The following is a 23528-nucleotide window of genomic DNA, read 5'->3' as shown; positions in this document are numbered from 1 at the left end:
ACGAAGCCCCCTCTCATGCCCGCGCGCCCAGAGCGGTGCGTACCTGCTCCCGGAACCAGCGCTGTGCGGGGTCGTTGTCGTGGCGGGGGTGCCAGCCCATCGAGATTTCGAGGGGCTGCAGCGGCAGTGGGATGGCCAGGGCCTCCAGGCCGAGCGCGGTGATCATCGGTGCGCCGGTTCTGGCCAGGGTCTGGCCCATCAGGTCCGATGCGGCGACGAGTTGGAGGGCCGCGGCGGTGGTCGGCATCGCCGCCACCACCCGGCGGTGCAGTCCCCTGGCCTCGAGCGCTTCGTCCAGTGGACCGCGCAGCCGGCCGCGCCGGGACGTGAGGACGTGCAGCGCGCCGGCGAAGCGGGCCGGGGTGAGTGGGCTTCGGGCGAGGGGGTGTCCGGGCCGGACGACGGCGACCATCTCGTCGGTGAACAGGGTCTCGACGAGGGTCTCCGGTGCCGGTGCGGTGATCATCCCGATCTCCAGGTCCGCCGTCCCGTCGCGCAGGACGCGGTCGTCGGGGTGGTGGCTCTCCGGCAGCAGGACGACGACGACCCCGGGGGCGCGCTGCTGGAGGCGGGGCAGCAGTCGGGTGGCGAGGACGGTCGACGGCAGGTCGTTGGCGACGATCGTGAACGTCTGCCGCAGTTGAGTCTCGTCCACCGGGCGGCCCTCGGCGAACAGTGCCCGCGAGCGGTCGAGCAGGGCCTTGACCTCCTGGCGTACGGCCTCGGCCCGAGGGGTCGGCACCATCGACCGTCCGGACCGGACCAGGATCGGGTCCGAGAACGCGGTACGGATCCGGGCCAGGGTGCGGCTCATCGCGGGCGCGGACAGGCCGAGCCGGTCGGCGGCGGCGGTGACGGAGCATTCGTCGAGCAACGCGTCGAGAGCGACCAGGAGATTCAGATCCATGTCCCGGGTCATACGGCCACCTCTCATCTGCACTGTTGCCTTTGCTGCAATATATCTGTGAGAGCAGTGCATTTGCCGTTATGTGAGGCCGCTCCTAGCGTCTCCCGGGTACTGACCCGAGGTCCCGAGGAGATGCTGTGGCAGCGCAACAGACAGAGCACCAGGCGGCACTTGAGATGCCGGCGGGGTCATCCGCGGGGCACCCGCGTGGCCGGGAGATGCTCGTCCTGATGTCCCTGTGCGCGGGGACGCTGCAGGCGATGGCCGCCGCGATGAACCTCGCGATCCCCTCGCTCGCCCACAGCGCGCTGCACCCGGGCCCGACCGCGCTGGTGTGGATCGTCGACGCCTATCTGATCGCCTTCGCCTGCCTGTTGATCCCGGGCGGCGCGCTGGCGGACCGGCTCGGCCGCAAAGGCGTACTGCTCACGGGACTCGGCCTGTTCACCGGCGGCAGCGCGCTGGCGGCAACGGCCGGGAACGTGCCGCTGCTGATCGCCGGGCGGCTGGTGGCCGGCGCCGGAGCCGCACTCGCACTGCCGGTCACCCTGGGGCTGCTGATGCTGCTCCTTCCGCCGGCCCGGCGCCCGCAGGCGGTGGCCACCTGGACCGCGTCGTTGGCCGTCGGAGGGATCCTCGGCAACGTGATCGGTGGCCTGGTGCTGCAATACCTGTCCTGGCAGGGGCTGTTCATCGTGTTCGGTGCGGCCGGTGCGCTGCTCGCGGCGGTCACCGCACTGCGGGCACCGCGGACACCTCGGCGGCCGGTCCCGCTGGACGTGCCCGGCTCGGTGCTGGTGGCAGCGGCGATCGTCGGGCTGATCCATGGACTGATCGAAGGACGGGAACGCGGTTGGACCTCCGGCTGGGTTCTCGGTTCCTTCGCCGCATCGGCCGTGATCACGCTGGTGTACGTGCTCCTCGGGCTGCGCAGGCGCCATCCCCTGTTGGATCCCCGGGTGTTCGCCCTGCGCCCGCTGCGGGCGGGGACGCTGGGTGTCACGGTGGCTTTCGCCGGCGCGTTCGCGATGTTCTACGTCAACGCCCAGTACCTGACGGTCGCCCACGGCTACTCCCTGGCGGTGGCGGGCTGCGCGCTGGCTCCGATCGCGATCTCGATGGTGCTCGCGTCCCGTTCGTCCAGCGCGCTGGTACGCCGCTGGGGCGCAAAGCGGGTGGTGGCCCTCGGGTTCACCGCCCTGGTGGCGGGCCTCGCGGTTTTCTCGCTGGTCGGCGCCGACACCCCGTACGCGCTGTACATCCTGTGCCCGGCGCTGGCCCTCGCCGGTATCGGTGTGGCACTGCCCCCGCTGTCCGGCGGCATCATGGCGGCGCTGCCCGCCGAACGCGCCGGCATGGGCTCCGGCGTCAACGGCGCCGCCCGCGAGGTGGGCAGCGCCCTGGGAGTCGCCGCCATGGGCACCGCACTGGGCACGAACACGGCCGGCAGCGGGGTATCGGCGGTGGCCCTGAGCGGAGCCATGGACAGCGGCTTCCAGGTGATGGCGCTCGCGGTGGCACTGGCCGCGGTCCTCGTCGTCCGCTGGATCGACTGAACCCGAAGACAGCCCAGCAGGACGTCAGTCAGTGGCAGAGCCACGACCACCGGAAGCCGCGTACGAGTATCAATGTCAGTGGGGGCTGCCATGCTCGTGGGCATGGGTGAACTCATCTGGCGCCGGGTCTACGGTGCCGACCATGAAGATCCGGATCCGGGGCCACGGACGGGTCATACATACCGGGAGCTGGTCGGCGGTCCTCTGGACGGACTGCTCCTCGACGTCACTGGCTGGACGGTTCAGCAACTGCTGGAAGGTGCCGCCCTGGTCACCGAGATCGGCAGGTTCGGTCCGGGAGGCCGCGCCCGCTACGGCCCCCGCGCGGGCGACCCGGATCACTGGGACTGGGAAGGCGACACCCGCTGAACCCGCCAGAACCCGGTAGACCCGCTGATCCTGGTAGCAGGAGACCACGGCGGACCGAGGCGCCGGATCGGACGGGCTCCACCAGGGCCTTCCGATCCGGCGGGCCTCAAGACCGCCGTAGGTCGCGTCGAGCCGGGCACTACGCGCGGGTGTCGCTGTCCCACAGATCGGTGCTGTGCGCGTCGATGAGTGCGGCGACGCGGGTCAGCACCTCAGCGGCGGGCAGCGCGTCGAGGCGGCGCCCGTCCCGCAGGCGCACGGCGACTCGGTCGTCGATGGCCTCCTTGGCACCGATCACCGCCTGATACGGAACAAGCCGAGCGGCCCGGATGCGGGCACCCAAGGTGCCCTGCTCGGGCCCGGCCAACTCCGCGCGCAGCCCCTGCTCGATGCAGCGCTGTACGAGTTCGGCGGCCTGCGGCACCTCGGCTTCGGAGATCGGGAGGACGACGAGCTGGGTCGGCGCGAGCCACGCGGGGAAGGCGCCGCCGTGCTGTTCGATGAGGTGGGCGACGGCCCGCTCAACGCTGCCGATGATGCTCCGGTGGACCATGACCGGTCGGTGTTTCGCGCCGTCCGCGCCGATGTACCGCAGATCGAACTGCTCGGGCTGGTGGAAGTCGATCTGGATGGTGGACAGGGTGGACTCGCGGCCGGCGCCATCGGTCACCTGAACGTCGATCTTGGGGCCGTAGAACGCGGCTTCTCCCTCGGCGGATTCGTAGGGAAGGCCGGAGCGGTCCAGGACGTCGGTCAGCAGGGCGGTGGACCGCTGCCACATCTCCGGGGCGGCCACGTACTTCCCACCGGGGCCGGGCAGGGAGAGCCGGTAGCGGCTCGGGCTGATGCCGAGGGCCTCGTACGCCCGGCGGATCATCTCCAGCGCCGACCGGGCCTCGTCGGCGACCTGGTCCAGGGTGCAGAAGATGTGCGCGTCGTTGAGCTGGATGGCCCGCACGCGGGTCAGCCCGCCGAGCACACCGGACTGCTCTGAGCGGTACATGCCTCCCAACTCAGCCATGCGCAGGGGTAGTTCGCGGTAGCTGCGGGAGCGGGAGCGGTAGATCACCGCGTGGTGAGGACAGAGGCTCGGTCGCAGCACGACCTGCTCACCGCCGAGGTCCATCGGAGGGAACATGTCGTCGCTGTAGTGCGACCAGTGCCCCGAGATCTCGTAGAGCTCGCGTTTGCCGAGCACCGGCGAGTACACGTGGCGATAACCCGCGCGCCGCTCGGCGGTGCGGATGTACTCCTCCAACGCGTGCCGCACGGACGCACCGTCGGGCAGCCAGTACGGCAGCCCCGCACCGATCAGCGGGTCGGTGTCGAACAGCTCCAGCTCGCGGCCGAGCTTGCGGTGATCATGCATCGTGGTCTCCTCGCAGACAGTGGGGCGAGTGACCACACGGCGAAGCCCCGGGGCACTCGCCCCGGGGCTTCGGACTAAGACATCAGTCAGCGCGCCGGGACACTCTCCGGCGTCGTCGTCATAGCAGCGCGCTTCATGCGTCCAACGGTAGCAGAGGTGCGGCCGCCTACTCGGGCCCTTCGCGTCACTTCGCCGCGTCGAGGGCGGCGCGCCACACGGGGCTGTCGACGTAGTGGTTGTCGAACTGCTCGGAGGAGTCCTTGATCTCCTGCGGGCTCGCCTCACCGCGCATCACCCGGCCGAGCAGCCGCAGGTAGTCGAAGCGCGGCATGCCGGGCGTGAACACGAACAGCACGTCGGCCTCCGCGCCGGGAGCCGCCGCGAAGGCGTGCGGGGTGTGCGGCGGCACGAGCAGGAGGTCGCCCTCGTCCAGGATCTTCACCTCGTCGTCGACGAGCACCTGCAGGGAACCGCCGATGACGAAGAAGAGCTCCGAGGCCCGGGTGTGGAAGTGGGCGGGAGCGCCCACCGCACCCTTCGCGAACTGAGAGCGGTAACTGGTCAGCGAGCTGCCGTCGGTACCGCAGTCGGCGAGCAGGGTCATGACGCTGCTCGGGTCGCTGGTCGTCTCAGCGGTGGCGGCGCGCGTCAGAACCGGGGTGAGTGCGGTGACGTTCATGGTGATACTCCCTGCTCCGGGCGGTTGCCGCGGGGTTGTTCCTTGGCTTGATGATGACAACTCTAGTCAGCCGATAGAACTGGTGCAGGGTGCATTTCGGTGCGGAAACGATGGGTCAATTCATCGGCTCGATCCCGACCGCGCAGCGCCGCCCGGACGGCGAGGGCGTGGCGATGAGTTTCGGGGGCTCGCCACGTCTACCGTTGTGGCGGCGCGATTCGCGTGCCGTCGGGCTGAGTGAGGTTGGCGATGGCGACGTATGTGCTGATCCACGGTGCCGGATCCGACTCCTGGTACTGGCACCGGGTGGCGCCGCTGCTGCGCGCTCGGGGCCACGACGTGGTGATGCCGGATCTGCCGTGCGAGGACGAGGAAGCGGGGTTGTCGGAGTACACCGATGTGGTCCTGGACGCCATCGGGGACAGGACCGACCTGGTACTGGTGGCGCAGTCGATGGCCGGGTTCACCGCCCCGCTGGTCTGCGAGCGGGTGCCGGTCGAGCTGATGGTGCTGGTGGCGGCCATGGTCCCGGCGCCGGGGGAGTCACCGGGGGACTGGTGGGCCAATACCGGCCAGCCCGGCGCCAGGCGGGAGATGGACGTGCGCGAGGGACGCGATCCGGACGCCGAGTTCGACCCGCGCGTCACATTCCTCCACGACGTTCCCGCCGAAGTTGCCGCCGAGCTGATGGCGCGGCGGACGCTCAACCAGGCTGAGGCGCCCTTCCTCAAGCCCTGGCCGCTGCGGAGCTGGCCGCAGGTGGCCACCAGGTCCCTGCTCTGCCGTCAGGACCGCTTCTTCCCGGCGGAATTCCAGCGCCGCGTCGTCCAGGAACGGCTGGGCTTCACCCCGGACGAGATGGACAGCGGTCACCTTCCGGCACTGGCTCGTCCGAAGGAACTCGTCGAAAGGTTGGAGGCCTACCGGATCTGCCACCACACTGAGGCCGGCGAGTGAGACCACCCGTGGACTTCGGCGACGGTGCGCGACGGCAGGTCCGCCGCTCGGCAGGGAGCGGCGGACCTGTCGGGCCTTGATGCGGCGCGATCACCTCACGTGTTCCGCCGGTTCAGATCTGCGTCGTGATCTCGGTTGCGACGCGTTCGCCGGAGGCCACCGCGGCGTTCAGGGTGGAGTTGTCGACGTCCGTGTGCTCGCCGGCGAAGTGGATCCGGCCCTCCTGGATGCCCTCGTAGCCGGCGATCGAGGTGTACTGGCCGACCTTGTAGTAGTGATAGGCGCCGAGGTGCCAGGGGTCGAGGGACCAGTGGTCCTCGTACGCCTTGCCGGTGTAGGCCGCTGTGGTGCCGGGGTAGAGCTGTTCGATCTGGCCGAGGAACCAGTTCACGTCCGTGGCCGGGGCGGGTCCGTGCGCCGCGCCCGTGAGCGCGTTGCGGGCGGTGCTGCCGCCGGGGAAGTTGACGAGCAGGGCCGGTGATCCCGTGGGGCCTTGGGCGACGGAGCCGTCCCAGGCCGTCTGATAGCCGAGCGGGCCGGTGTTGGTGATGCCGTTGTAGCCGGCCCTGGGCCAGGTCTTGGACGCGAGTTGGGTGACGAGCTTGGCGTTCTGGCCCATGCCCTGCTGCTGGATCGCCGTCCGCTTCAGTGCCGACAGGCCCGCCCCGGAGAGGTCGACCTTGCGCAGCGTGCTGAACGGCAGCGCCAGCACCACATGGTCGGCGGCAACGGAGACGGTACTGCCGGACCGGTTGAAGGTGCAGGCGTAGCTGCCGTCACCGTTGCGGCACAGCGCGATGAGCTCGTACCCCTGCTTGATGGTCCCGGTCGGGAGCTGTTCGGCCATGCGGCTGACGAGCTGGTCGTTGCCACCGACCAGGTGGTACTTCTCGTCGAAGCCGCCGCCGTCGAAGACCGAGGAGCCGCCGAGGAAGCCGATCATCCCGAGCGCGGAGGCTTCGGCGGGTTCGCCGCCTGACTGCAGTTGGAGGGACTGGATCAGCTGGCCGAGCCGGGAGTCGCGGGCGAGCCCGATCTCGTCGAGGTAGTCCAGGCAGGACAGTTGGTCGAGGCGGTGCGCCTCCGGGGTGTAGCTGTTGTAGCGGGCCGTGCCGGCCGCGGCGTACGAGGCGCGGAAGGCGTTGTACACGTCGCCGTCCCAGTCGCTCTGCTGCTGGACGCCGGTGTAGGTGCTGTTGTTGATCCTGGCGACGTAGTCACCGGAGTCGAGCGCGCCGCCGTTGGCGTACTCGCGCTTGAGGCCCAGGTTCGCGGCGAGCTTGAGGATCTCGGTGTCGGTCGAGCTGATGAAGGAGCCGCCGTGCTCGCTGACCTGCCCGTTGTCGAAGAAGCCGCGCAGGGACCAGCAGCGGCCGCCGATGTGGGTGGTGTCCGCCTCGTACACGGTCGCGGCGACCGGCTTCCCGCGGTTCCACAGCTGGTGCGCGCAGCGGAGCCCAGCGAGGCCCGCGCCGACGACCACCACCCGGGGTGCGGTGACGGCCGCGGCCCTGGACGGGGTGAGCAGCCCGCCGGGGACGGCGGCGGCCAGCGCACCGGCGGTGCCGATGATCCGGCGACGGCTGACCACGCGACCGGACACGCGGCCTGAGACGCGATCGGGCGGGGAATCGGCAGGGCGGGTTGGGACCGAGGATGAGCGCGGAGCGGCTGGTTCCTGGTGCATGAAGTCCCTCTTCCCGGGGTCGGGGTGGCTGACGGTAGGTCAGACAGACTCGGGCGGCGCGGTGGAACCCGCCGCTGGTATCCGAGTTGAGGGGGAGTGAAGCGCTGGCGCAACACTGTTGTCAACAGTGTTGCGCCAACGCGGCGGGATGGGGCCCGGCCGTGTGCGGTTCTGGGGTGGATTGCCGGTGCTTGCGCGGACCCGCGGGGGGTGTCACCCCCCGCGAACGACCTCGGCCCGCAGTTCGATCGCGGCGATCAGCGACTCGACCCTGGCGTCAAAGACCTGATCGTCCGTCACTTCGGCCAACTGGGAGCTGAGTCTGGTGATGTTGGGGAAGTCGTGGGCGTCGACCAGCCGGTACTCGCGGTTCCACGAGGACTCGTCGCCGGCCCGTACGTCCGGGTCGAACAGCAGGTAGGCGGCGCGCTGGCCGACGTGGGCCAGCAGTGAGTCGCCGACCATGCGGTAGTGGACGGCCGCATCCTGCCCCGAGAGACCGGCCTCCATGACGGCTCCGAGGATGAGCTCGACGACCCGGAACTCGTTCGTGCGCCGGGTGGTCCGGCTGGCCATGGTCGAGGCGACCGCCGGATATTTGAGCGCGACCCGCAGGGAGCCGGCGGCCAGGGCGCGCAGCCGTCCCTTCCAGTCGAGGCCGTCGGGGATGCCGTCGAGCACCTCGCCCAGGGTCCGGTCGGCGACGGACAGCAGCAGCTCGTCCTTGTCGCGGAAGTGTCGGTAGATCGCGGTCGGGTCGGCGCCCAGCTCCTCGCCGAGGCGGCGGACCGTGAAGGCGTCGGCGCTGCCGCGGGCCGCGATGCGCAGGCTGGCTTCGATGATCGCGTCGGGTGTCAACTGCGCGCCGGCGCGCTTCGTCCGGGCGGGGGTGGCGGCGTGTGGGTTCGGCATGGTGCGGCCAGTCTATCGATGCGTGGGCGAATGAGCGCAACACCGTTGACAACAGTGTTGCGCTGCCGTTCACTCCTCCTCAACAACACGCACCGCGGGCCAGCCCGCCGAGCCGGAGGATACGTCGATGGGGAACACCAGGCAGCGGGCCGACACCGTCTTCGTGGGGGGCCGGGTCTTCACCGGGACCACGTCGGAGCCGATCGACGCCGCTGTCGCGGTCGGGGACGGCCGGATCCTGGCCGTCGCCGACGAGGCGTCGGTCCGCGCGCTGGCCGACGGGGACACCGAGGTCGTCGATCTCGCGGGGGGCCTGCTCGTCCCCGGTTTCCAGGACGCCCACGTCCACCCCGCGGTGGCCGGGGTGCAGATGCTGCGCTGCGACCTGTCCGAGGAGCGTTCCGTCGAGGGATATCTGGCGGTGGTCGCCGAGTACGCCAAGGCCAACCCGGACGCGGCCTGGATATCCGGCGGCGGCTGGTCCATGGACATCTTCCCAGGCGGCACCCCCACCCGAGAGATGCTGGACGACGTGGTGCCGGACCGGCCGGTACTGCTCAGCAACAGGGACGGCCACGGGGCCTGGGTCAACTCCCTGGCGCTGCGGCTGGCCGGCGTCGACCGGGACACCCCCGACCCGGTGGACGGCCGGATCGAGCGGGAGCCGGACGGGACTCCGGCCGGCACCCTTCAGGAGGGTGCCGTCGGTCTGGTCGGCGCTCATCTCCCCGTCGCGACACCGGACGAGTCGCTCGCCGGCCTGCTGGTGGCGCAGGACCATCTCTTCTCCCTCGGGGTGACCACCTGGCAGGACGCCATGATCGGCGTCTTCCCGGGCAACCCGGACAATTTCGACGTCTATGTGCGGGCGGCCCGCGAAGGATCACTCCAGGCACGGGTGGTCGGAGCCCTGTGGTGGGACCGGGAGCGCGGCCTGGAACAACTTCCCGAGCTCGAGGAACGCCGGCGCACCGGCCAGGTGGGGCGGTTCAATGCGACCACGGTGAAGATCATGCAGGACGGCATCGCGGAGAACTTCACCGCGGGCCTGCTGGAGCCCTACCTCGACCACTGCGGCTGCGCCACCGACAACTCCGGTCTGAGTTTCATCGATCCGCAGTTGCTGGCCGACGCCGTGCGGGTGCTCGACGAGGCGGGCTTCCAGATCCACTTCCACGCGCTGGGGGACCGTGCCGTCCGGGAGGCGCTCGACGCGTTGGCCGGTGCCAAGGCGGCCAACGGCACCAACGACAACCGCCACCATCTGGCCCACCTGCAGTTGATCCACCCCGATGACCTGGGGCGTTTCGCCGAACTGGGGGCCGCCGCGAACATCCAGGCGCTGTGGGCGGCGCACGAGCCGCAGATGGACGAGCTGACGATCCCCTTCCTGGGCTCGGAGCGCGCCGCCCTGCAGTACCCGTTCGGAGACCTGCAGCGGGCCGGCGCCCGGCTGGTCGCCGGCAGCGACTGGTCGGTGAGCAGCCCCAACCCGCTGTGGGGTATCCATGTCGCGGTCAACCGGTCGGTGCCCGCCGAAGCCCCCAACGCCCCTCAGTCCTCTGACACTTCCGAAGGCGCGCACGGGACTGTCGAGCCGATGGGCTCGTCGGACGGTTCGGACCGCTCGGAGGTCTCGGACGGCTCGGACGGCCTGGACGCTTCGGTCGTGCAGGAGCCCTGCAAGCCCTTCTACCCCGAGCAGGCGCTGACGCTGGCTCAGGCCTTCACCGCGTACACCGCGGGCAGCGCCTGGGTGAACCACCTCGACGATGTCACCGGGACCGTCGAGGTCGGCAAGTACGCCGACCTCGTGGTGCTGGATCGGGATCCCTTCGCGCGGCCCGCGCTGGAGATCGCCGATACCCGGGTGCTGCGGACGTACATCGACGGGCGGCTCGTCTTCGCCGCGACCGACTGAGCTGCGGGTCCGAACGCCGAAGCCGTTCCCACGCCGTTCCCAACGCTGTTCCCACGCGCACCCTCAGGCGCACCACTCACGGAGGAACACCATGCCAGCAGCCTGTCCGAGAACCGCCCGGCGATCCGTCCGGCGGCCTGTGCGCCGCACCCTGACCGCGGCCGTCGCCGCTGTCGCCGCGCTCGCCCTGACCACCCTGAGCGCCTGCAGCGGCACCGCGCACCCGCCGGCCGGGACCGCCGACGCCGCGTACAAGCTCACGGCGAAGACTCCTGCCGCCGCCGGACCCATCAACTCGTTCACCTGGTCCCTCTTCGCCGAGCCGACCTCGATCGACTACGCCTACTCCTTCGACTACCCGCCGAACCAGATCCTCGCCAACGTCTGCGAGAGCCTGCTGCGCTGGAACCCGGACCTGACGACCTCACCCGGCCTGGCGACGTCGTTCACCCACCCCACGCCGACCAGCTGGGTGTACCAGATCCGCTCCGGCGTGCACTTCCACGACGGCACGACGCTCACCGCCGACGACGTCGTCGCCTCCCTGCGCCGCAACCTCGACCCCGAAGTGGCCAGCAACTGGGCCTATCCGTTCCGCAACGTGAAGTCGATCGACCGGACCGGACCGTCGCAGGTCACCGTCAACCTCAAGCAGCCGGACTCGACCTTCAACAAGTACCTGGCCGCGAGCCCCGGCACGGTGGAGTCGGCGGCCACGCTGAAGAAGGACGGCAAGGACTACGGCAACCCGGCGAAGGGGGTGAACTGCACCGGGCCCTTCTTCTTCGGGTCCTGGACCTCGGGTCAGTCGCTGGTGCTCAAGCGCTTCGACGGCTACTGGGATCCCCAGCTCAAGCCCAAGTCCGCGGAGGTGAAGTTCGTCTTCCTCTCCGACCCCACGACGCGCGTCAACGCCTTCCAGACCGGTGAGGTCGACGGCGGCTGGATGGTCCCGCCGCACGCCTACGCCCAGCTGAAGGCGAGCCAGGCCGGAACGCTGTACTTCGGCCGGAACACCACGGTCGCCTCCGAGATCGTCAACAACCTCAAGGGACCGCTGGGTGACGCCCGGGTGCGGCAGGCCCTGCTGATGGCCATCGACCGTAAGGGGATCGTCAAGGCGGGAGCGGGTGGCGTCGCCGATGTCGCGGAGTCGCTGGTCAGCTCGAACACCTGGAACGGCACGCCCGGCTCCACCGTCAAGGGACTGCTCAAGGCGCTGCCGAGCTACCCCTACGACCCGGTCAAGGCCAAGGCCCTGGCGGCGCAGGCCGGAGTGGCCGGGCAGAAGGTCGTGATCGCGAGCAGCCCGCTGGATTCCCAGACGACCATCATCACCCAGGCTGTCGCACAGGCCGCCAAGGCCATCGGGCTGAACCCGCAGATCAACACCATCTCCGCCGACAAGTACACGGCGCTGTTCACCGACGCGGCCGCCCGCAATGGCATCGATCTGTTCCTCACCTTCTGGTACACCTCCATCACCGACCCGCTGGACATGTACGGGTCGCTGCAGACCGGCGCCTTCAGCAACTACGGCAACTGGTCGAACCCGCAGTTCGACGCGGCCATCGACGAGGCCACCGTCGCGCAGGATCCGGCCGGGGTGGCCGCCGCCACCGGGAAGGCGCAGCAGATAGCCATGGAGCAACTGCCCTGGCTGCCGCTGTACACCGAGCCGGTGAGCGTCTTCCTCGGCAAGCGGATCACCGGAGTCCAGCCCTCCATCGCCTACCTGTACTACCCGTGGGCCGCCGAGATCGGAGCCCGCGGATGACAGCCGCCCTGGCAACCACCACGGTGGACCGCGCCCAGCGGGCCGGGAGGTTCGGCGCCGTGGCCGTGTCGGCGCTGCGCAGGCTCTTCGCGATGGCGGTGACGCTGCTGGTCACCTCGTTCGCCGTGTTCTCCTCGCTGTACCTGGCGCCGGGCGACCCGGTGAGCTTCCTGGTGCGCGGGCGCAGCCCGAGCCCGCAGGAGATCGCCTCGATCCGGGAGCAGTACGGGTTCAACGACCCGTTCCCCGAGCGGTACTGGCACTGGTTGCAGGGCGTGCTGCACGGGGATCTCGGCCGCTCGTACCTGTTCCACCAGAGCGTCGACGAGGTCCTGCGGTCCCGGCTGCCCGCTTCGCTGCTCCTGGTGGGAACGGCGGCGCTGATGATCGCGGTGGTGGGCGTCGGCGCCGGAATCGTCGGAGCCCTGCGGCGCGGCACGCGCACCGACACGGCGGTGCTGCTGATGGTCACCGTGGGGGCGGCGGTGCCGTCCTTCGTCGCGGCGATCGTGCTGCGGTCGGTGCTCGGCGTCCGTCTGGGCTGGTTCCCGACGATCGGGAACGGCACCGGGCTGCTGGACCGCATGCACCATGTGGTGCTTCCCGCGGTCGCCCTGTCGGTGACGTTCATGGCCCTGGTCACGCGGGTGACCCGCTCGGCGATGCTGGACGAGCTGCGCCGTGAGCACGTCGAGGTCGCGCTCAGCCGGGGGATGTCCAAGTCGTCCGTGGTGCGGCGACATGTGCTGCGCAACGCGCTCGGGCCCATCGTCACCGTCTCGGGGCTGCTGGTCTCCGGGATGCTGGTGAGTACCGCCATCGTCGAGACCGCGTTCGGGATGTCCGGGGTGGGGTCGCTGCTGGTGCAGGCCGTGAACGAGATGGACTTCCAGGTCGTCCAGGCGATCGTGCTGCTGGTGGTCGCCGCCTTCGTGGTCGTCAACACCTTGGTGGACCTGGTGTATCCGCTGATCGACCCGCGCGTCGCGGCAGCAGCAGGGAGCGCACGATGAATGCCCCTTCCTCCACCATGACCGACCGCCGTGTCGACCCACCCGCCCCGTCGCGGTCCCGGTTGCGTCTCCCGCTGGTGTGGCTGCGGCGGGCCGGCGGCGGCTGGCTCATGCGGTCCTGCCTGCTGCTTCTGGCGTTCTTCGTCCTGCTCGCGCTGTTCGCGCCCTGGATCGCCCCGCAGGACCCGACCTTCGGCGAGCTGGGCAACACCTTCGCCGGGCCCGGCCCCGACCACTGGCTGGGCACCGACCTGGGTGGCCACGACACGTTCTCGGCACTGATCGAGGGCACCCGCACCAGCCTTGCCGGCCCCCTCGCCGTGGTGCTGTTCTCCACCACCCTGGGAGTCGCCGTCGGTCTGTTCACCGCGTGGCGCGGCGGGTGGGTCGACACCGCGGTCGGCCGGGTGCTCGACATCCTGTTCGCCTTCCCCGCGCTGCTGCTGGCGATCCTCGCGGTGGCCCTGTTCGGCAAGGGGCTGACCGCGCCGGTGCTCGCCATGGCCATCGCGTACATGCCCTACACCGCCCGCCTGGTGCGCGGCCTGACCGCGCAGGAGAAGACCCGTCCGTACATCGCCGCCTACCAGGTGCAGGGTCACTCGGCGGTGTTCATCACCTTCCGCCGGCTGCTGCCCAACATCACCCCGACGGTGCTCGCCCAGTCGACGGTGAACTTCGGCTACGCCCTGCTCGACCTCGCGGCCCTGTCGTTCCTGGGGCTGGGCGTGCAGCCGCCGACACCCGACTGGGGCTCGATGATCAATCAGGGGCAGGCGGCCGTCCTGCAGGGACAGCCGCTGTCCGCGATCGTTCCCGCGGTCGCGGTCGTCCTGGTCGTGGTCGCCTTCAACGTCGTCGGGGAGAACCTCGGCGACCGGCTCGCGGGGAGGGAGTCCTGATGCCGCTGCTCGAATTGAGCGATGTGAGTGTCGCGCTGCCGGCCATGGCGCGTCCGATCCTGGACGGCGTCAGCCTGACCGTCGCCGCCGGTGAGGCCGTGGCGCTGGTCGGGGAGTCCGGCTCGGGGAAGTCGGTCACCGCCCGTGCCGCACTGGGCCTGTTCCCGGCCGGGGCGGACATCGGCGGTCACGTCCGTGTCGACGGTGCCGACCTGATCGGCGCGGATGCCAGGTGCCTGCGCGAGGTGCGCACCGGCAAGGCGTCCATGATCTTCCAGGACCCCCGGGCGGGCATCAACCCGGTGCGCCGCGTCGGTGACTTCCTCACCGAGTCCCTGCGGCTCGCCGGCGGCTGGTCCAGGACACGGGCGAACGCCCGCGCCCTGGAACTCCTCACCGCCGTCGGGCTGCCGGATCCCGCCCGGCACCTGCGGCAGTACCCGCACGAGCTCTCCGGCGGGATGCTGCAACGCGTCATGATCGCCGGAGCGCTCACCGCTGAGCCGCGGCTGCTGCTGTGCGACGAGCCCACCACTGCGCTCGACGTCACCACCCAGGCGGAGATCATGGCGATCCTCCGCCGCCTGCAACGCGAACGCGGTCTCGGCCTGCTCCTGATCACCCACGACATCGACCTGGCCGCCGCGACCTGCGACCGCATCTACGTGATGTACGCCGGAAGAATCGTCGAGACCGGGACCGCGACCGAACTGCTCACCGCGCCCCGACACCCCTACACCGCCGGACTGCTCGGTTCGACGCCGCCTCTGGACGGTCCGCTCGAACGACTCACACCCATTCGCGGTGTCCCCATGGGCCTGCTGGAATCCGCACCGGGCTGCTCCTTCGCCGCCCGGTGCCCCCACGCCCGACCAGGACGCTGCGACCAGTCGCCGCCCGCGCTGGTGCAGATCGCACCCGGCCGGGAGCGGGTCCCACCGGTCCCGGCCGAGAGCACGGCCCAGGTCCCGGCCCGCGTCCCCGCTCACGTCCCGGTCTCCTCGGCGCAACGCGGTCCCGCGCTCGTCGCCTGTCATCTGGCCGATGAGATCGGCGGCCGGCCGCCGATGGCGGCCGTCTGCGCCTCACCCAGCGAGGAGGACTGTTGAACACCGCCCCCGCCCCCGCCCCTGCTCCCACCCCCGCTGCCATTTCGGACGGAGGACCGCTGCTCCAGGTCAGCGGCCTGCGCAAGACCTATGCGACCGGCGGCACCCAGGTCGTCGCCGTCGACGATCTGTCGTTCCGCCTGCACCCGGGCGGCGCCCTCGGTCTGGTCGGGGAGTCCGGCTCGGGCAAGACCACGACGGCACGGATGCTGGTCGGTCTCGAACGCCCCGACCACGGACAGATCCTCGTCCTGGGTGCCCCGATCGCCGCGAAGGTGCGCGGGAGGTCGGCACGGCTCGCCCGCGCGAAGGCCGTACAGATCGTCTTCCAGGACCCCTATCTCTCCCTGGACGGCCGGATCAGTATCGGGACCACCATCGACGGGGTGCTGCGCCTGCACGGCTGCGGTGACCGCGCGATGCGGGCCCGCCGGGTCAGGGAACTCCTGGCCCAGGTGGGCCTGGGCGATCGCGAGGCGGCGGCGCTGCCCCGTCAGCTGTCCGGCGGCCAGCGCCAACGCGCCGCGATCGCCCGCGCGTTGGCGGTCGAGCCGGCTGTCCTGGTGCTCGACGAAGCGGTGTCCGCGCTCGATGTCTCGGTGCAGGCCCAGGTGCTCAACCTGCTCTCGGACATCCGCCGCGACACCGGCATCGGCCTGGTCTTCGTCAGCCACGACCTGGCGGTGGTGCGCTACGTCTGCGACGAGGCCCTGGTGATGTACCGGGGGAGGACCATGGAACACCAGCCCGTCGCCGACCTCCTCGCCACGCCCCAGCACCCGTACACCCGGCTGCTGCTCGCCTCGGTACCCCGTCCTGGCTGGGACCCTGACGCGATCGGCCGCGAACGGCGCGCACTCGACGTCCTGCCGGCCGGAGCGGGGCCGTCGACCGCGCAGGGGTGACGCCGTCGGTCCGGCATGGGGCCGGTCCGGCCGCATACGGGCCACGGGGTCTGCGTCCTACGTACGGAACGTAGCGTTCGCGCCGCGGGATTGTTCACCGTGGAGCAGGCCCCGTCCCACCCCCGCCCCTAGCCTCACCCAAACAGCACGGACGAGGGGCGGTACCGGTGAACTGGCTCATCCATGACTACCGCGAGAGCGATCTCGCAGCAGTTGTCCACCTGATCGACACCACGGCCGAGCTCGGGCAGGAGTCGGTCTTCTCCCTCGCCGAATGCATCGGCGCACTGACGTCCCGGCAGCCCGCGGTCGTCGCCGTCCACCAGGGTGTCCCGATCGGCGCGGCGCTCGCGTGCGTGGCCGGCGAGCGCGCCTGGGTGATGCGCATCGCGATCTCCTCGGTCTGGCGCGGGCGGGGGCTGGCCAGCGCCTTGCTGGTGGAGCTGGAGCGGCGGCTCGTCGCGGCGAGGGTGGGCCGTATCGCCTACGTGCTGCCCGAGGAGGACCTGCTCGGCGAAGGGCTGCTCAACGCGGGCTACACCCGGCAGCCCGCGGTGGCCTACTTCGAGAAGGTGGAGCCGTCGCACGGCCCCGCGGCGAGCCTGCTGGAGGATCTCGGCGGCCGGTTCCTGCCCGGTGACCTGTGGGGCAAGGTGGCCGGGATGGAAGCGGAGAAGGACCTGATCGAGCGGCGGGTCGTGCTGCCGCTCGCGGAGCCGGAGCGGGCGGCCCGGCACGGGGTCAGGCCGCCACGCGCCATCGCCCTGTTCGGCCCGCCCGGTACGGGCAAGACGACGTTCGCACGGGGCATCGCCTCCAAGCTCGGCTGGCCCTTCGTCGAGCTGCTGCCCTCCCGGCTGGCGGACGAGGGCAACCTCGCCGCCGCGCTGCGCAGCGCCTTCGCCCGCATCGCGGAGCTGGAGCGGGTGCTGGTCTTCATCGACGAGGTGGAGGAGGTCGCCCCCGTCCGTACCGAACCGGTGCAGCCGGGCGGCATGCACGGCGTGACCAATGAGCTGCTCAAGCTCATCCCGGGCTTCCGGGAGGGCGACGAGCGGCTGCTGGTGTGTGCGACGAACTCCATCCGCTCCCTGGATCCGGCGTTCCTGCGGCCGGGCCGCTTCGACTACCTGATCCCGATCGGCACCCCGGACGCCGCCGCCCGCTCGGCGATCTGGTCCCGGTACACCGGCGGCCGCCCCGATGTGGAGGTGCCGGCGCTGGTGGTGGCCAGTGAGCTGTTCACCCCGGCGGACATCGAGCACGCCGCCCGCACCGCGGCCCAGGCGTCCTTCGAACGGGACCTGGAGTCGATCGGCGGCGGCGCGGGCGCCCCGGGCCCGCCGGGCGCGGGCACCGGCGACTACCTCGCGGCGATCGCCCAGTGCCGGCCGACCGTCACGCCCGCGATGACCGAGGAGTTCAGTGCGGACATCACAACCCACGGCCGCCTGTGAGCGCGCCCTCGCCGTGCACCCGACGGCATCTCAGAGCCCGGCAGCCGGCAGGTCGCCCTTCTGGGCTTCCAGCAGGTTCCGGACAAAGCGAAGGCCAGGGCGACCGCTCAGTTGGACTTCGCCGGTGGGTGTGAACCCCGTTCGGGCCAGTACGGCTCGCGAAGCGGCGTTGTCGAGTGTGGTTTCGGCCCGCAGCGTCGTCAGGCCGTACTCCGCGACAGCCAGGGCGCAGACCTCACGTACGGCGGCGGTCGCCAACCCTCGTCCGGCAGCCTGCTCGGCGATCCGGTACCCGAGCTCGGCCGAACCGTCCGTCACGTAGACCACGTTTACCCGTCCCAGCACCTCACCGCCGCTGCCGACCAGTACATGGAAGAAATGCAGCCCCGTGGCCTGCTCGGCCAGCAGGTTCTGGTGCCGTGCGTCGAAGTGAGCGAAGTAGTCGTCGCCACGGTCGGGGATCGTGGCGGCGAAGTACGCCCGGTTCTTCAGCTCGAACTCGAGGAGAGCCGGGGCGTGTTCGAGGCGAAGCAGTTGCAGCAGCGACATGGTGCAAGGCTACTCACCCGTGTGCTGTGAGGAAGCTGAAGGTGACGGCTGCTCCATGGGTGAGAGCGCGGCGGGGCACGACCTGGGCTACGGCAAGGTCTTGGCGAGCCAGTGGTCGACGTAGGGGTCGTCGTTGAACGCGGGTACCTCGTGGTAGCCGAGCCGGGAGTACATCCGGCGGGCGTGGACGAGGTCGTCCCGGGTGTCGAGTCGCATCCGCGTCACCCCGAGATCGCGGGCGCGCGTTGGGCCGTCCGGATCGGATCACCGAACCAGTCTCGCCGATGACCGGGCGTCGATGTGGGCGGGGTGCGGTCGGTTCCGGGGCGGGCGAGGCCGACATCGTCACGAGCCCGGCGCGCCAAGACCGTCGTGGCCCGGGGTGAGGTGCGTGGCGCGATCGGTGAGGAGGCCGGTGACCAGCGTCAGTGGCGGCCAGTTCAGGCGCCCGTGCCGGGCGACGGCGTAGGAGCGCAACTCGACGTCGGGGGAGGTGAGGGGCAGGATCCGGATGGCGGGATGAGTCGCATGTCCCGTGGGCAGCAGGCCCACGCCCAGGCCCGCGGAGATCATGTCCTGCACGAGGTCGAGGCTGTCGGCCTGATGGGTGATCCGGGGGGTGAAGCCGGCCATGGAGGCGAGGGTGCGGATGACGTCCTCGTCCGCGGTGTTGCGGGAGTTGACGATCCAGTCGTGGGCGCTGAACCGGGCGAACACCTCCTGGGCCGTTCCGGCCGGGGCGGTCGCGGGCGCGGGAACGCCGAGACCCCACGTCGCCGTCCACAACGGTGTTGCCTTCAACGACGGATCGACGCTCGCCGGAGCGAGGTTGTAGTCATAGGTCAGCGCCAGGTCCGCCTGGTCACCGGTCAGCAGCGCGAGAGCCTCGGCGGGCTCGTGCTCCCGGATCAGGATGTGCACCCGCGGATGGCTTGCCGCGAGGTCCCTGATGACCGGCAGCAGGAACGTGCGGATGGCGGTGGCGAAACCCGAGATCCTTATCGTGCCGTTGGGCTCCGCCTCGGGACCCAGATCCAGGCGCGCCGCTTCGACGGCGGCGAGGATCGTCACGGCGTGCTCGGCCAGCCGCCGCCCCGCAGGCGTCAGCCGCACCCTGCGCCCGTCGGGCTCCACGAGCACGGTGCCCGTCTCGCGGGACAGAGCGGCGATCTGCTGCGACACCGTCGAGGTCGTGGTGCCGAGGACATCCGCGACGGCACGCATCGACCCCAGGCGGGACAGTTCCGCCAACAGTTCCAGCCTCCGCGTCTCCATCCGCTCATTGTTCAGCATTCATGAACGAACTGTCCATGATCGCCACGTGGACATCAACGATGCGTTGGACTTCTACTGGAGCCATGACCTCCGCAGACCTTGCCGCACCGGCCGCACCGGCCGTTCCCGCGGCCCCCTCCGCCCTCGGCCGGCTGTCCGACGGAGCCCGCGGAGGAGCGCTCATGGCCGTCGCGTCCATGTCCTGCGTCCAGCTCGGCCTGGGGCTGTCGGTGCCCCTGCTCGACCAGCTCGGTCCCCTGGGCACCACCTGGCTGCGCCTTGCCTGGGCCGGGATTCTCCTGCTCGTCCTGATCAGGCCCCGCCCGTCGGACTTCACGAGGAAGGACCTCCTCGCGTGCACCGTCCTGGGCGTGGCGACAGCCGGCCTGATGGTGCTCTTCATGTGCGCGGTCACCCGTATCCCGCTGGGCACCGCCAGCGCGCTGGAGTTCCTGGGGCCGCTCGGCCTGTCCCTCTACGGCGCCGCGGGCGGGCGCAGGATCTGGGCCCTGCTGGCCGGGATCGGGGTGGTTCTGCTCACCGAACCCTGGCACGGAGGCATCGACCTCGTGGGTGCCGGCTTCGCCCTGGCCGCCGCGCTCTGCTGGGCCGTCTACATCGCGTTCACCCAGAAAGTGGGCGACCAGGTCACCGGCCTGAAAGGGCTGGCCCTCTCCATGCCGGTTGCCGCCGTCGTCACCACCTTCTTCGCCGCGCCGACCGAACTGGGCAACGTGACCTGGCCACTGGTCCTTGCAGGACTGGCACTGGCCGCGCTGCATCCGGTGCTCCCCTTCACTCTCGAGTTCCTCGCCCTGCGCAGGCTCACCACCACTGCCTTCGGCACCCTGATGAGCCTTGAGCCGGCCATCGCGCTCGCGGTGGGCCTCGTCATCCTCGGGCAGATCCCGGGACCGGCGTCCGCGGTCGGTGTCGGGTTCGTGGTGGTCGCCGGTATCGGTGCCACCCGCGCCGGAGCGCGCACCGCACCGCCGGGCGACGGTGCCGTCGACGGTGGAGCATGCATGGCTCAGAGCACCACTCAATAAGACGCTGGGACATGTAGCCGAGACGGAAGGCTATTCTGCGGCTCATTCGATCTCCCTAGAGTTGAGGACATCAAGCAGGCAGTCGGACCGGACATCAACCGGACCCAACTCAGGGAGAGTTACCGTGCGCGCAGTAATCCAGAAGTCCTTCGGCGGCCCCGAGGTCCTCCAGGTCGTGGAGACCGAGCGGCCGAAGCCGCTGTCCGGCGAGGTGCTCGTCAAGGTCCACGCCAGTGCGGTCAACCCGGTGGACGTGGCCGTCAGGTCCGGAGCCTTCCCGCTGCTCGGCGAGCCGCCGTTCGGCGTCGGTTGGGACATCTCCGGGGTGGTCGAGGAGGCCGGCCCCGGCGCCAGGTTCGCGGTGGGCGACGAGGTCTACGGGATGCCGTTCTTCCCCTGCGCCGCCACCGGGTACGCCGAGTACGTGGCCGCACCGTCCCGGCAGTTGGCCCGCAAGCCCGCCTCGGTCGACCACGTGCACGCCGCCGCCATTCCGCTCGCCGCGCTCACGGCCTGGCAGGGCCTGGTGCAGGCGGCGGACGTCAAGAAGGGCGACCGGGTACTGATCCACCGGGCGGCCGGTGGCGTCGGCCACTTCGCGGTACAGATCGCGAAGGCACGCGGCGCCCACGTGATCGCCATCGCCAGTGCGGCCCGGCACGATTTCGTCCGCGGCCTCGGCGCCGACGAGATCATCGACTACCGGACCACCGACTTCACCGAGGCCGTCAAGGACGTCGACGTGGTCCTCGACTCCACGGCCCAGGGCGATCTGTCACTCGGCGTGCTGCGCCCCGGCGGCGTACTCATCAGCATCCTGGAACACGGCGACCCGGAGCTCGCCGCGCGCGTCGAGGCGGCCGGGCGGCGGTTCGCCGGTATCTCGGTCGAACCGGACTACGCCGCGCTCGAAGCGATAGCCGAGCTGGTCGACGCGGGCCGGATCCGCCCCTACGTCGAGGAGACCTTCCCGCTGGAAGAGGCCGGTAAGGCACACCAGCTGGTCGGCTCGGGACACGTACAGGGCAAGATTGTCCTGACGGTCTGACCGCCACGGGCCGCACCAGGGAGGCGAGGGCCGGATGGACATCCTCACCGAGGCACTGGCCTCGATGCGCACCGGGCACCCGGCGTCCGTACGGACCAACGGCCGCGCCCCCTGGGGCCTACGGCTGCCACCGGTCGCCGGCGCCGGGTTCCATGTGGTGCTGTACGGGAGCTGCTGGCTGATCCCCCTCGACGAGGGGGCGTCGCAGCTGAAGCCGATCCCGCTGAGCCCCGGCGACGTGGTCTTCCTGCGCGACGGGCGCGGCCACATCCTCGTCGACCATCCCTCCACCCCGGCCGAGGAGCCCAGGGACGAGCAGTTCCAGGGGGGTTCGCCGATCGGCTCGGTCACGCTCGGCGGAGATGGCCCCGAGACCAGCCTGCTGTGCGGCAACTACCACCTGGACCAGGGCCGCCCGCACCCTCTGGTGCGCCAGTTGCCCGAGGTGATCCATCTGGCTACCCGGCACGGACGCCATCCGGAGCTGAGCGCCGCCGTCCAACTGCTCGGCTCCGAGTTGGAGAACCCGCGCATCGGCTCGGACGGCATCGTGCCCACGCTGATCGACTCGTTGCTCCTCTACATCCTGCGGGCCTGGCTGGACGATCAACCCCCGGCCGCCGCGCAGGGATGGGCCGCGGCGTTGGCCGACTCGGCGGTGGCGCCCGCCCTGTCGGCCATGCACGACGATCCCTCCACGCAGTGGACGGTCGAGTCGCTGGCCGAACGGGCCGGCCTGTCCCGCGCCGCCTTCGCCCGACGGTTCGCCGCACTGGTGGGCGAACCGCCGATGGCCTATCTGACCCGCTGGCGGATGACGACCGCGGCCCGTCTGCTGCGCGAGTCCGACGCCCCGCTGACAACGGTCGCCGCCCGTACCGGCTACGGCTCGGAGTTCGCCTTCGCCAAGGCCTTCAAGCGGGAGTACGGCCTGGCCCCGGGGGGCTACCGGCGCCAGACCCGGGCGGCCTGACCGGGGTTCTCACTCCTCCGCGCTCGCGCTGTGCCCGAGGGCGAGCGGTTCGAAGGTCCAGGCGCCGTGCCGGGCGCCGTCCAGGCGCCGGGTATGGGGACGGGTGGTCATCGGGGGAGGCCCTGCTGGTCAGTTGGTGACCGACAGGACGATCTTGCCAGTGGTGCGGCGGCTGTCGCCGAGCTCGTGGGCCTTGGCGGCCAGTTCGAGCGGGAGCACCGTGTCGATCTCGGGGCGCAGCAGGCCCGCCTCGGCGAGGGCGGCGATCTCGCGCATCCCCGCCTGGTCGGCTTCGACGACCATGAAGGCGGCGCGCTGCCCGAGGGGGCGGGCCTGGTCCGCCAGGTACGCCTCGGCCGGCGAGGCGAGGGCGACCAGAGTGCCGCCTGCGCGCAGGGTGCGCAGCGAGCGCGGCCCGTACTCGCCGCCGATCGCGTCGACCACGACGTCGACCGGTTCGACGGCGGTCGCGAAGTCGGCCCGGGTGTAGTCGATCAACTCGTCCGCGCCAAGGCCGCGCAGGAAGTCGTGCTTGGCCGAGCGGGCGGTGCCGATGACGTGGGCGCCGTGGGCCTTGGCGATCTGGACGGCGAGGTGGCCGACACCGCCCGCCGCTGCGTGGATCAGCACCCGCTGTCCGGGGCGCACGTCGGCGACGTCCACCAGGGCCTGCCAGGCAGTGAGCGCGGCCAATGGCAGCGCGGCGGCCTGCACATGGGTGAGTCCGGCGGGCTTGCGGACCAGGTGGCGGGCCGGGGAGGTCACGTACTCCGCGTATGTGCCTGCCGGGAGCGGGTGGCGCGGCATTCCGAACACCTCGTCGCCGGGGGCGAAGGCGGTCACGCCGAGGCCGACTGCCTCGACGACGCCGGAGAGATCCCAGCCGAGTCGGATCACGGCACCGGCCAGGCCGCCGGTGGCCCGGTGCCAGGAGTCGGTGGGATTGACGCCGGCGGCGTGCACCCGCACCAGCACCTCGGCCGGCCCGGGCTCCGGGCGCTCCACCTCGATGACCTTCAGTACCTCGGGCCCGCCAAAGCTGTCCTGGCCGATCGCACGCATCGTTGATTCCCCTGTTCCGCCGGGCCCCTGCGGCCCGTCGGGATCAAGGTTT

At 70.8% G+C, this 23528-nt stretch carries 22 protein-coding genes; 13 read left to right on the top strand and 9 right to left on the bottom strand.

Going from position 1 to position 23528, the window contains the following annotated elements:
- Positions 1–13: 13 nt before the first annotated feature.
- Positions 14–907 carry a LysR family transcriptional regulator gene (locus tag AC07DC_RS01035; protein ID WP_478910616.1) on the bottom strand — a complete coding sequence of 298 codons (894 nt, stop codon included), beginning with the start codon at positions 905–907 and terminating at the stop codon, positions 14–16.
- A 137-nt stretch (positions 908–1044) separates the two neighbouring features.
- Between AC07DC_RS01035 and AC07DC_RS01030 the strand changes: the two genes are divergently transcribed.
- Together AC07DC_RS01030 and AC07DC_RS01025 are read left to right on the top strand one after the other, a co-directional pair.
- On the top strand, positions 1045–2463 hold the full coding sequence (locus AC07DC_RS01030; protein WP_478910614.1) for an MFS transporter: 1419 nt from the start codon (positions 1045–1047) through the stop codon (positions 2461–2463).
- A 102-nt stretch (positions 2464–2565) separates the two neighbouring features.
- A complete protein-coding gene (locus AC07DC_RS01025; RefSeq protein WP_478910613.1) occupies positions 2566–2832 on the top strand; it encodes a hypothetical protein in 267 nt (88 codons plus the stop codon).
- A 139-nt stretch (positions 2833–2971) separates the two neighbouring features.
- Here the strand turns inward: AC07DC_RS01025 and thrS are convergent, their stop codons facing one another.
- The gene (gene thrS / locus AC07DC_RS01020; protein WP_478910611.1) at positions 2972–4486 is read right to left on the bottom strand and encodes a threonine--tRNA ligase; all 1515 of its coding nucleotides are present in this window, start codon (positions 4484–4486) and stop codon (positions 2972–2974) included.
- Entirely contained in the window at positions 4386–4880 is a 495-nt protein-coding gene (locus tag AC07DC_RS01015; protein WP_478910609.1) for a cupin domain-containing protein, read from the bottom strand. The genes thrS and AC07DC_RS01015 overlap by 101 nt, the downstream gene beginning before the upstream one ends.
- A 249-nt stretch (positions 4881–5129) precedes the next feature.
- Here AC07DC_RS01015 and AC07DC_RS01010 point away from each other — a divergent pair, with 249 nt between their 5' ends.
- On the top strand, positions 5130–5837 hold the full coding sequence (locus AC07DC_RS01010; protein WP_478910607.1) for an alpha/beta hydrolase: 708 nt from the start codon (positions 5130–5132) through the stop codon (positions 5835–5837).
- Between the two features lie 112 nt (positions 5838–5949).
- On the opposite strand, the gene AC07DC_RS01005 is transcribed toward AC07DC_RS01010, so the two are convergent.
- Entirely contained in the window at positions 5950–7440 is a 1491-nt protein-coding gene (locus AC07DC_RS01005; RefSeq protein WP_478910605.1) for a flavin monoamine oxidase family protein, read from the bottom strand.
- A gap of 297 nt (positions 7441–7737) precedes the next feature.
- On the bottom strand, positions 7738–8436 hold the full coding sequence (locus AC07DC_RS01000; protein ID WP_478910603.1) for a TetR/AcrR family transcriptional regulator: 699 nt from the start codon (positions 8434–8436) through the stop codon (positions 7738–7740).
- Between the two features lie 127 nt (positions 8437–8563).
- Here AC07DC_RS01000 and AC07DC_RS00995 point away from each other — a divergent pair, with 127 nt between their 5' ends.
- The 7 genes from AC07DC_RS00995 to AC07DC_RS00965 all read left to right on the top strand — a co-directional run bounded on the left by AC07DC_RS00995 (position 8564) and on the right by AC07DC_RS00965 (position 17520).
- A complete protein-coding gene (locus AC07DC_RS00995; protein ID WP_478910601.1) occupies positions 8564–10357 on the top strand; it encodes an amidohydrolase in 1794 nt (597 codons plus the stop codon).
- Positions 10358–10496: 139 nt separating this feature from the next.
- Complete coding sequence (locus tag AC07DC_RS00990) at positions 10497–12134, top strand: ABC transporter substrate-binding protein (RefSeq protein ID WP_478910599.1); 1638 nt, start codon at positions 10497–10499, stop codon at positions 12132–12134.
- Positions 12131–13147, top strand: coding sequence for an ABC transporter permease (locus tag AC07DC_RS00985; protein WP_478910597.1), 1017 nt, complete (start codon positions 12131–12133; stop codon positions 13145–13147). Before AC07DC_RS00990 ends, AC07DC_RS00985 begins: the two co-directional genes overlap by 4 nt.
- Positions 13144–14049: an ABC transporter permease gene (locus tag AC07DC_RS00980; protein ID WP_478910595.1), complete on the top strand. Its 906-nt coding sequence runs from the start codon at positions 13144–13146 to the stop codon at positions 14047–14049. Before AC07DC_RS00985 ends, AC07DC_RS00980 begins: the two co-directional genes overlap by 4 nt.
- On the top strand, positions 14049–15158 hold the full coding sequence (locus AC07DC_RS00975; RefSeq protein ID WP_478910593.1) for an ABC transporter ATP-binding protein: 1110 nt from the start codon (positions 14049–14051) through the stop codon (positions 15156–15158). The genes AC07DC_RS00980 and AC07DC_RS00975 overlap by 1 nt, the downstream gene beginning before the upstream one ends.
- Positions 15155–16063 carry an ABC transporter ATP-binding protein gene (locus tag AC07DC_RS00970; RefSeq protein WP_478910591.1) on the top strand — a complete coding sequence of 303 codons (909 nt, stop codon included), beginning with the start codon at positions 15155–15157 and terminating at the stop codon, positions 16061–16063. Before AC07DC_RS00975 ends, AC07DC_RS00970 begins: the two co-directional genes overlap by 4 nt.
- Positions 16064–16230: 167 nt before the next feature.
- Entirely contained in the window at positions 16231–17520 is a 1290-nt protein-coding gene (locus AC07DC_RS00965) for an ATP-binding protein (RefSeq protein WP_478910589.1), read from the top strand.
- Positions 17521–17550: 30 nt separating this feature from the next.
- Here the strand turns inward: AC07DC_RS00965 and AC07DC_RS00960 are convergent, their stop codons facing one another.
- The 3 genes from AC07DC_RS00960 to AC07DC_RS00950 all read right to left on the bottom strand — a co-directional run bounded on the left by AC07DC_RS00960 (position 17551) and on the right by AC07DC_RS00950 (position 19344).
- Entirely contained in the window at positions 17551–18069 is a 519-nt protein-coding gene (locus AC07DC_RS00960) for a GNAT family N-acetyltransferase (protein WP_478910587.1), read from the bottom strand.
- An 87-nt stretch (positions 18070–18156) separates the two neighbouring features.
- A complete protein-coding gene (locus AC07DC_RS00955) occupies positions 18157–18285 on the bottom strand; it encodes a hypothetical protein (RefSeq protein ID WP_478910585.1) in 129 nt (42 codons plus the stop codon).
- 129 nt (positions 18286–18414) lie between these two features.
- On the bottom strand, positions 18415–19344 hold the full coding sequence (locus tag AC07DC_RS00950) for a LysR family transcriptional regulator (protein ID WP_478910583.1): 930 nt from the start codon (positions 19342–19344) through the stop codon (positions 18415–18417).
- Positions 19345–19427: 83 nt separating this feature from the next.
- Here AC07DC_RS00950 and AC07DC_RS00945 point away from each other — a divergent pair, with 83 nt between their 5' ends.
- The 3 genes from AC07DC_RS00945 to AC07DC_RS00935 all read left to right on the top strand — a co-directional run bounded on the left by AC07DC_RS00945 (position 19428) and on the right by AC07DC_RS00935 (position 22414).
- Positions 19428–20393, top strand: coding sequence for an EamA family transporter (locus AC07DC_RS00945; protein ID WP_478910581.1), 966 nt, complete (start codon positions 19428–19430; stop codon positions 20391–20393).
- 124 nt (positions 20394–20517) lie between these two features.
- Entirely contained in the window at positions 20518–21441 is a 924-nt protein-coding gene (locus AC07DC_RS00940) for an NADP-dependent oxidoreductase (RefSeq protein ID WP_478910579.1), read from the top strand.
- Positions 21442–21475: 34 nt separating this feature from the next.
- On the top strand, positions 21476–22414 hold the full coding sequence (locus AC07DC_RS00935) for an AraC family transcriptional regulator (RefSeq protein ID WP_478910578.1): 939 nt from the start codon (positions 21476–21478) through the stop codon (positions 22412–22414).
- Between the two features lie 129 nt (positions 22415–22543).
- Here the strand turns inward: AC07DC_RS00935 and AC07DC_RS00930 are convergent, their stop codons facing one another.
- Positions 22544–23476 (bottom strand): NADP-dependent oxidoreductase, encoded by a 933-nt coding sequence (locus AC07DC_RS00930; protein ID WP_478910576.1) that lies wholly within the window; start codon positions 23474–23476, stop codon positions 22544–22546.
- Positions 23477–23528: the final 52 nt, after the last annotated feature.

The sequence above is a fragment of the Streptomyces sp. NPDC045021 genome, assembly GCF_056432645.1.
The sequence above is the reverse complement of the archived record's forward strand: the minus strand, read 5'-3'. Positions and strand labels throughout refer to the sequence as shown.

Excerpts from the sequence above, each read along its gene's own strand:
- AC07DC_RS01035 (WP_478910616.1), bottom strand. The coding sequence starts at position 907 with ATGGATCTGAATCTCCTGGTCGCTCTCGACGCGTTGCTCGACGAATGC.
- AC07DC_RS00930 (WP_478910576.1), bottom strand. The coding sequence starts at position 23,476 with ATGCGTGCGATCGGCCAGGACAGCTTTGGCGGGCCCGAGGTACTGAAG.
- AC07DC_RS00935 (WP_478910578.1), top strand. The coding sequence starts at position 21,476 with ATGGACATCCTCACCGAGGCACTGGCCTCGATGCGCACCGGGCACCCG.
- AC07DC_RS00975 (WP_478910593.1), top strand. The coding sequence starts at position 14,049 with ATGCCGCTGCTCGAATTGAGCGATGTGAGTGTCGCGCTGCCGGCCATG.
- AC07DC_RS01000 (WP_478910603.1), bottom strand. The coding sequence starts at position 8,436 with ATGCCGAACCCACACGCCGCCACCCCCGCCCGGACGAAGCGCGCCGGC.
- AC07DC_RS00950 (WP_478910583.1), bottom strand. The coding sequence starts at position 19,344 with ATGGAGACGCGGAGGCTGGAACTGTTGGCGGAACTGTCCCGCCTGGGG.
- AC07DC_RS00945 (WP_478910581.1), top strand. The coding sequence starts at position 19,428 with ATGACCTCCGCAGACCTTGCCGCACCGGCCGCACCGGCCGTTCCCGCG.
- AC07DC_RS01025 (WP_478910613.1), top strand. The coding sequence starts at position 2,566 with ATGGGTGAACTCATCTGGCGCCGGGTCTACGGTGCCGACCATGAAGAT.
- AC07DC_RS00955 (WP_478910585.1), bottom strand. The coding sequence starts at position 18,285 with ATGCGACTCGACACCCGGGACGACCTCGTCCACGCCCGCCGGATGTAC.
- AC07DC_RS01010 (WP_478910607.1), top strand. The coding sequence starts at position 5,130 with ATGGCGACGTATGTGCTGATCCACGGTGCCGGATCCGACTCCTGGTAC.
- AC07DC_RS01015 (WP_478910609.1), bottom strand. The coding sequence starts at position 4,880 with ATGAACGTCACCGCACTCACCCCGGTTCTGACGCGCGCCGCCACCGCT.
- AC07DC_RS00960 (WP_478910587.1), bottom strand. The coding sequence starts at position 18,069 with ATGTCGCTGCTGCAACTGCTTCGCCTCGAACACGCCCCGGCTCTCCTC.
- AC07DC_RS00995 (WP_478910601.1), top strand. The coding sequence starts at position 8,564 with ATGGGGAACACCAGGCAGCGGGCCGACACCGTCTTCGTGGGGGGCCGG.
- AC07DC_RS00985 (WP_478910597.1), top strand. The coding sequence starts at position 12,131 with ATGACAGCCGCCCTGGCAACCACCACGGTGGACCGCGCCCAGCGGGCC.
- AC07DC_RS00980 (WP_478910595.1), top strand. The coding sequence starts at position 13,144 with ATGAATGCCCCTTCCTCCACCATGACCGACCGCCGTGTCGACCCACCC.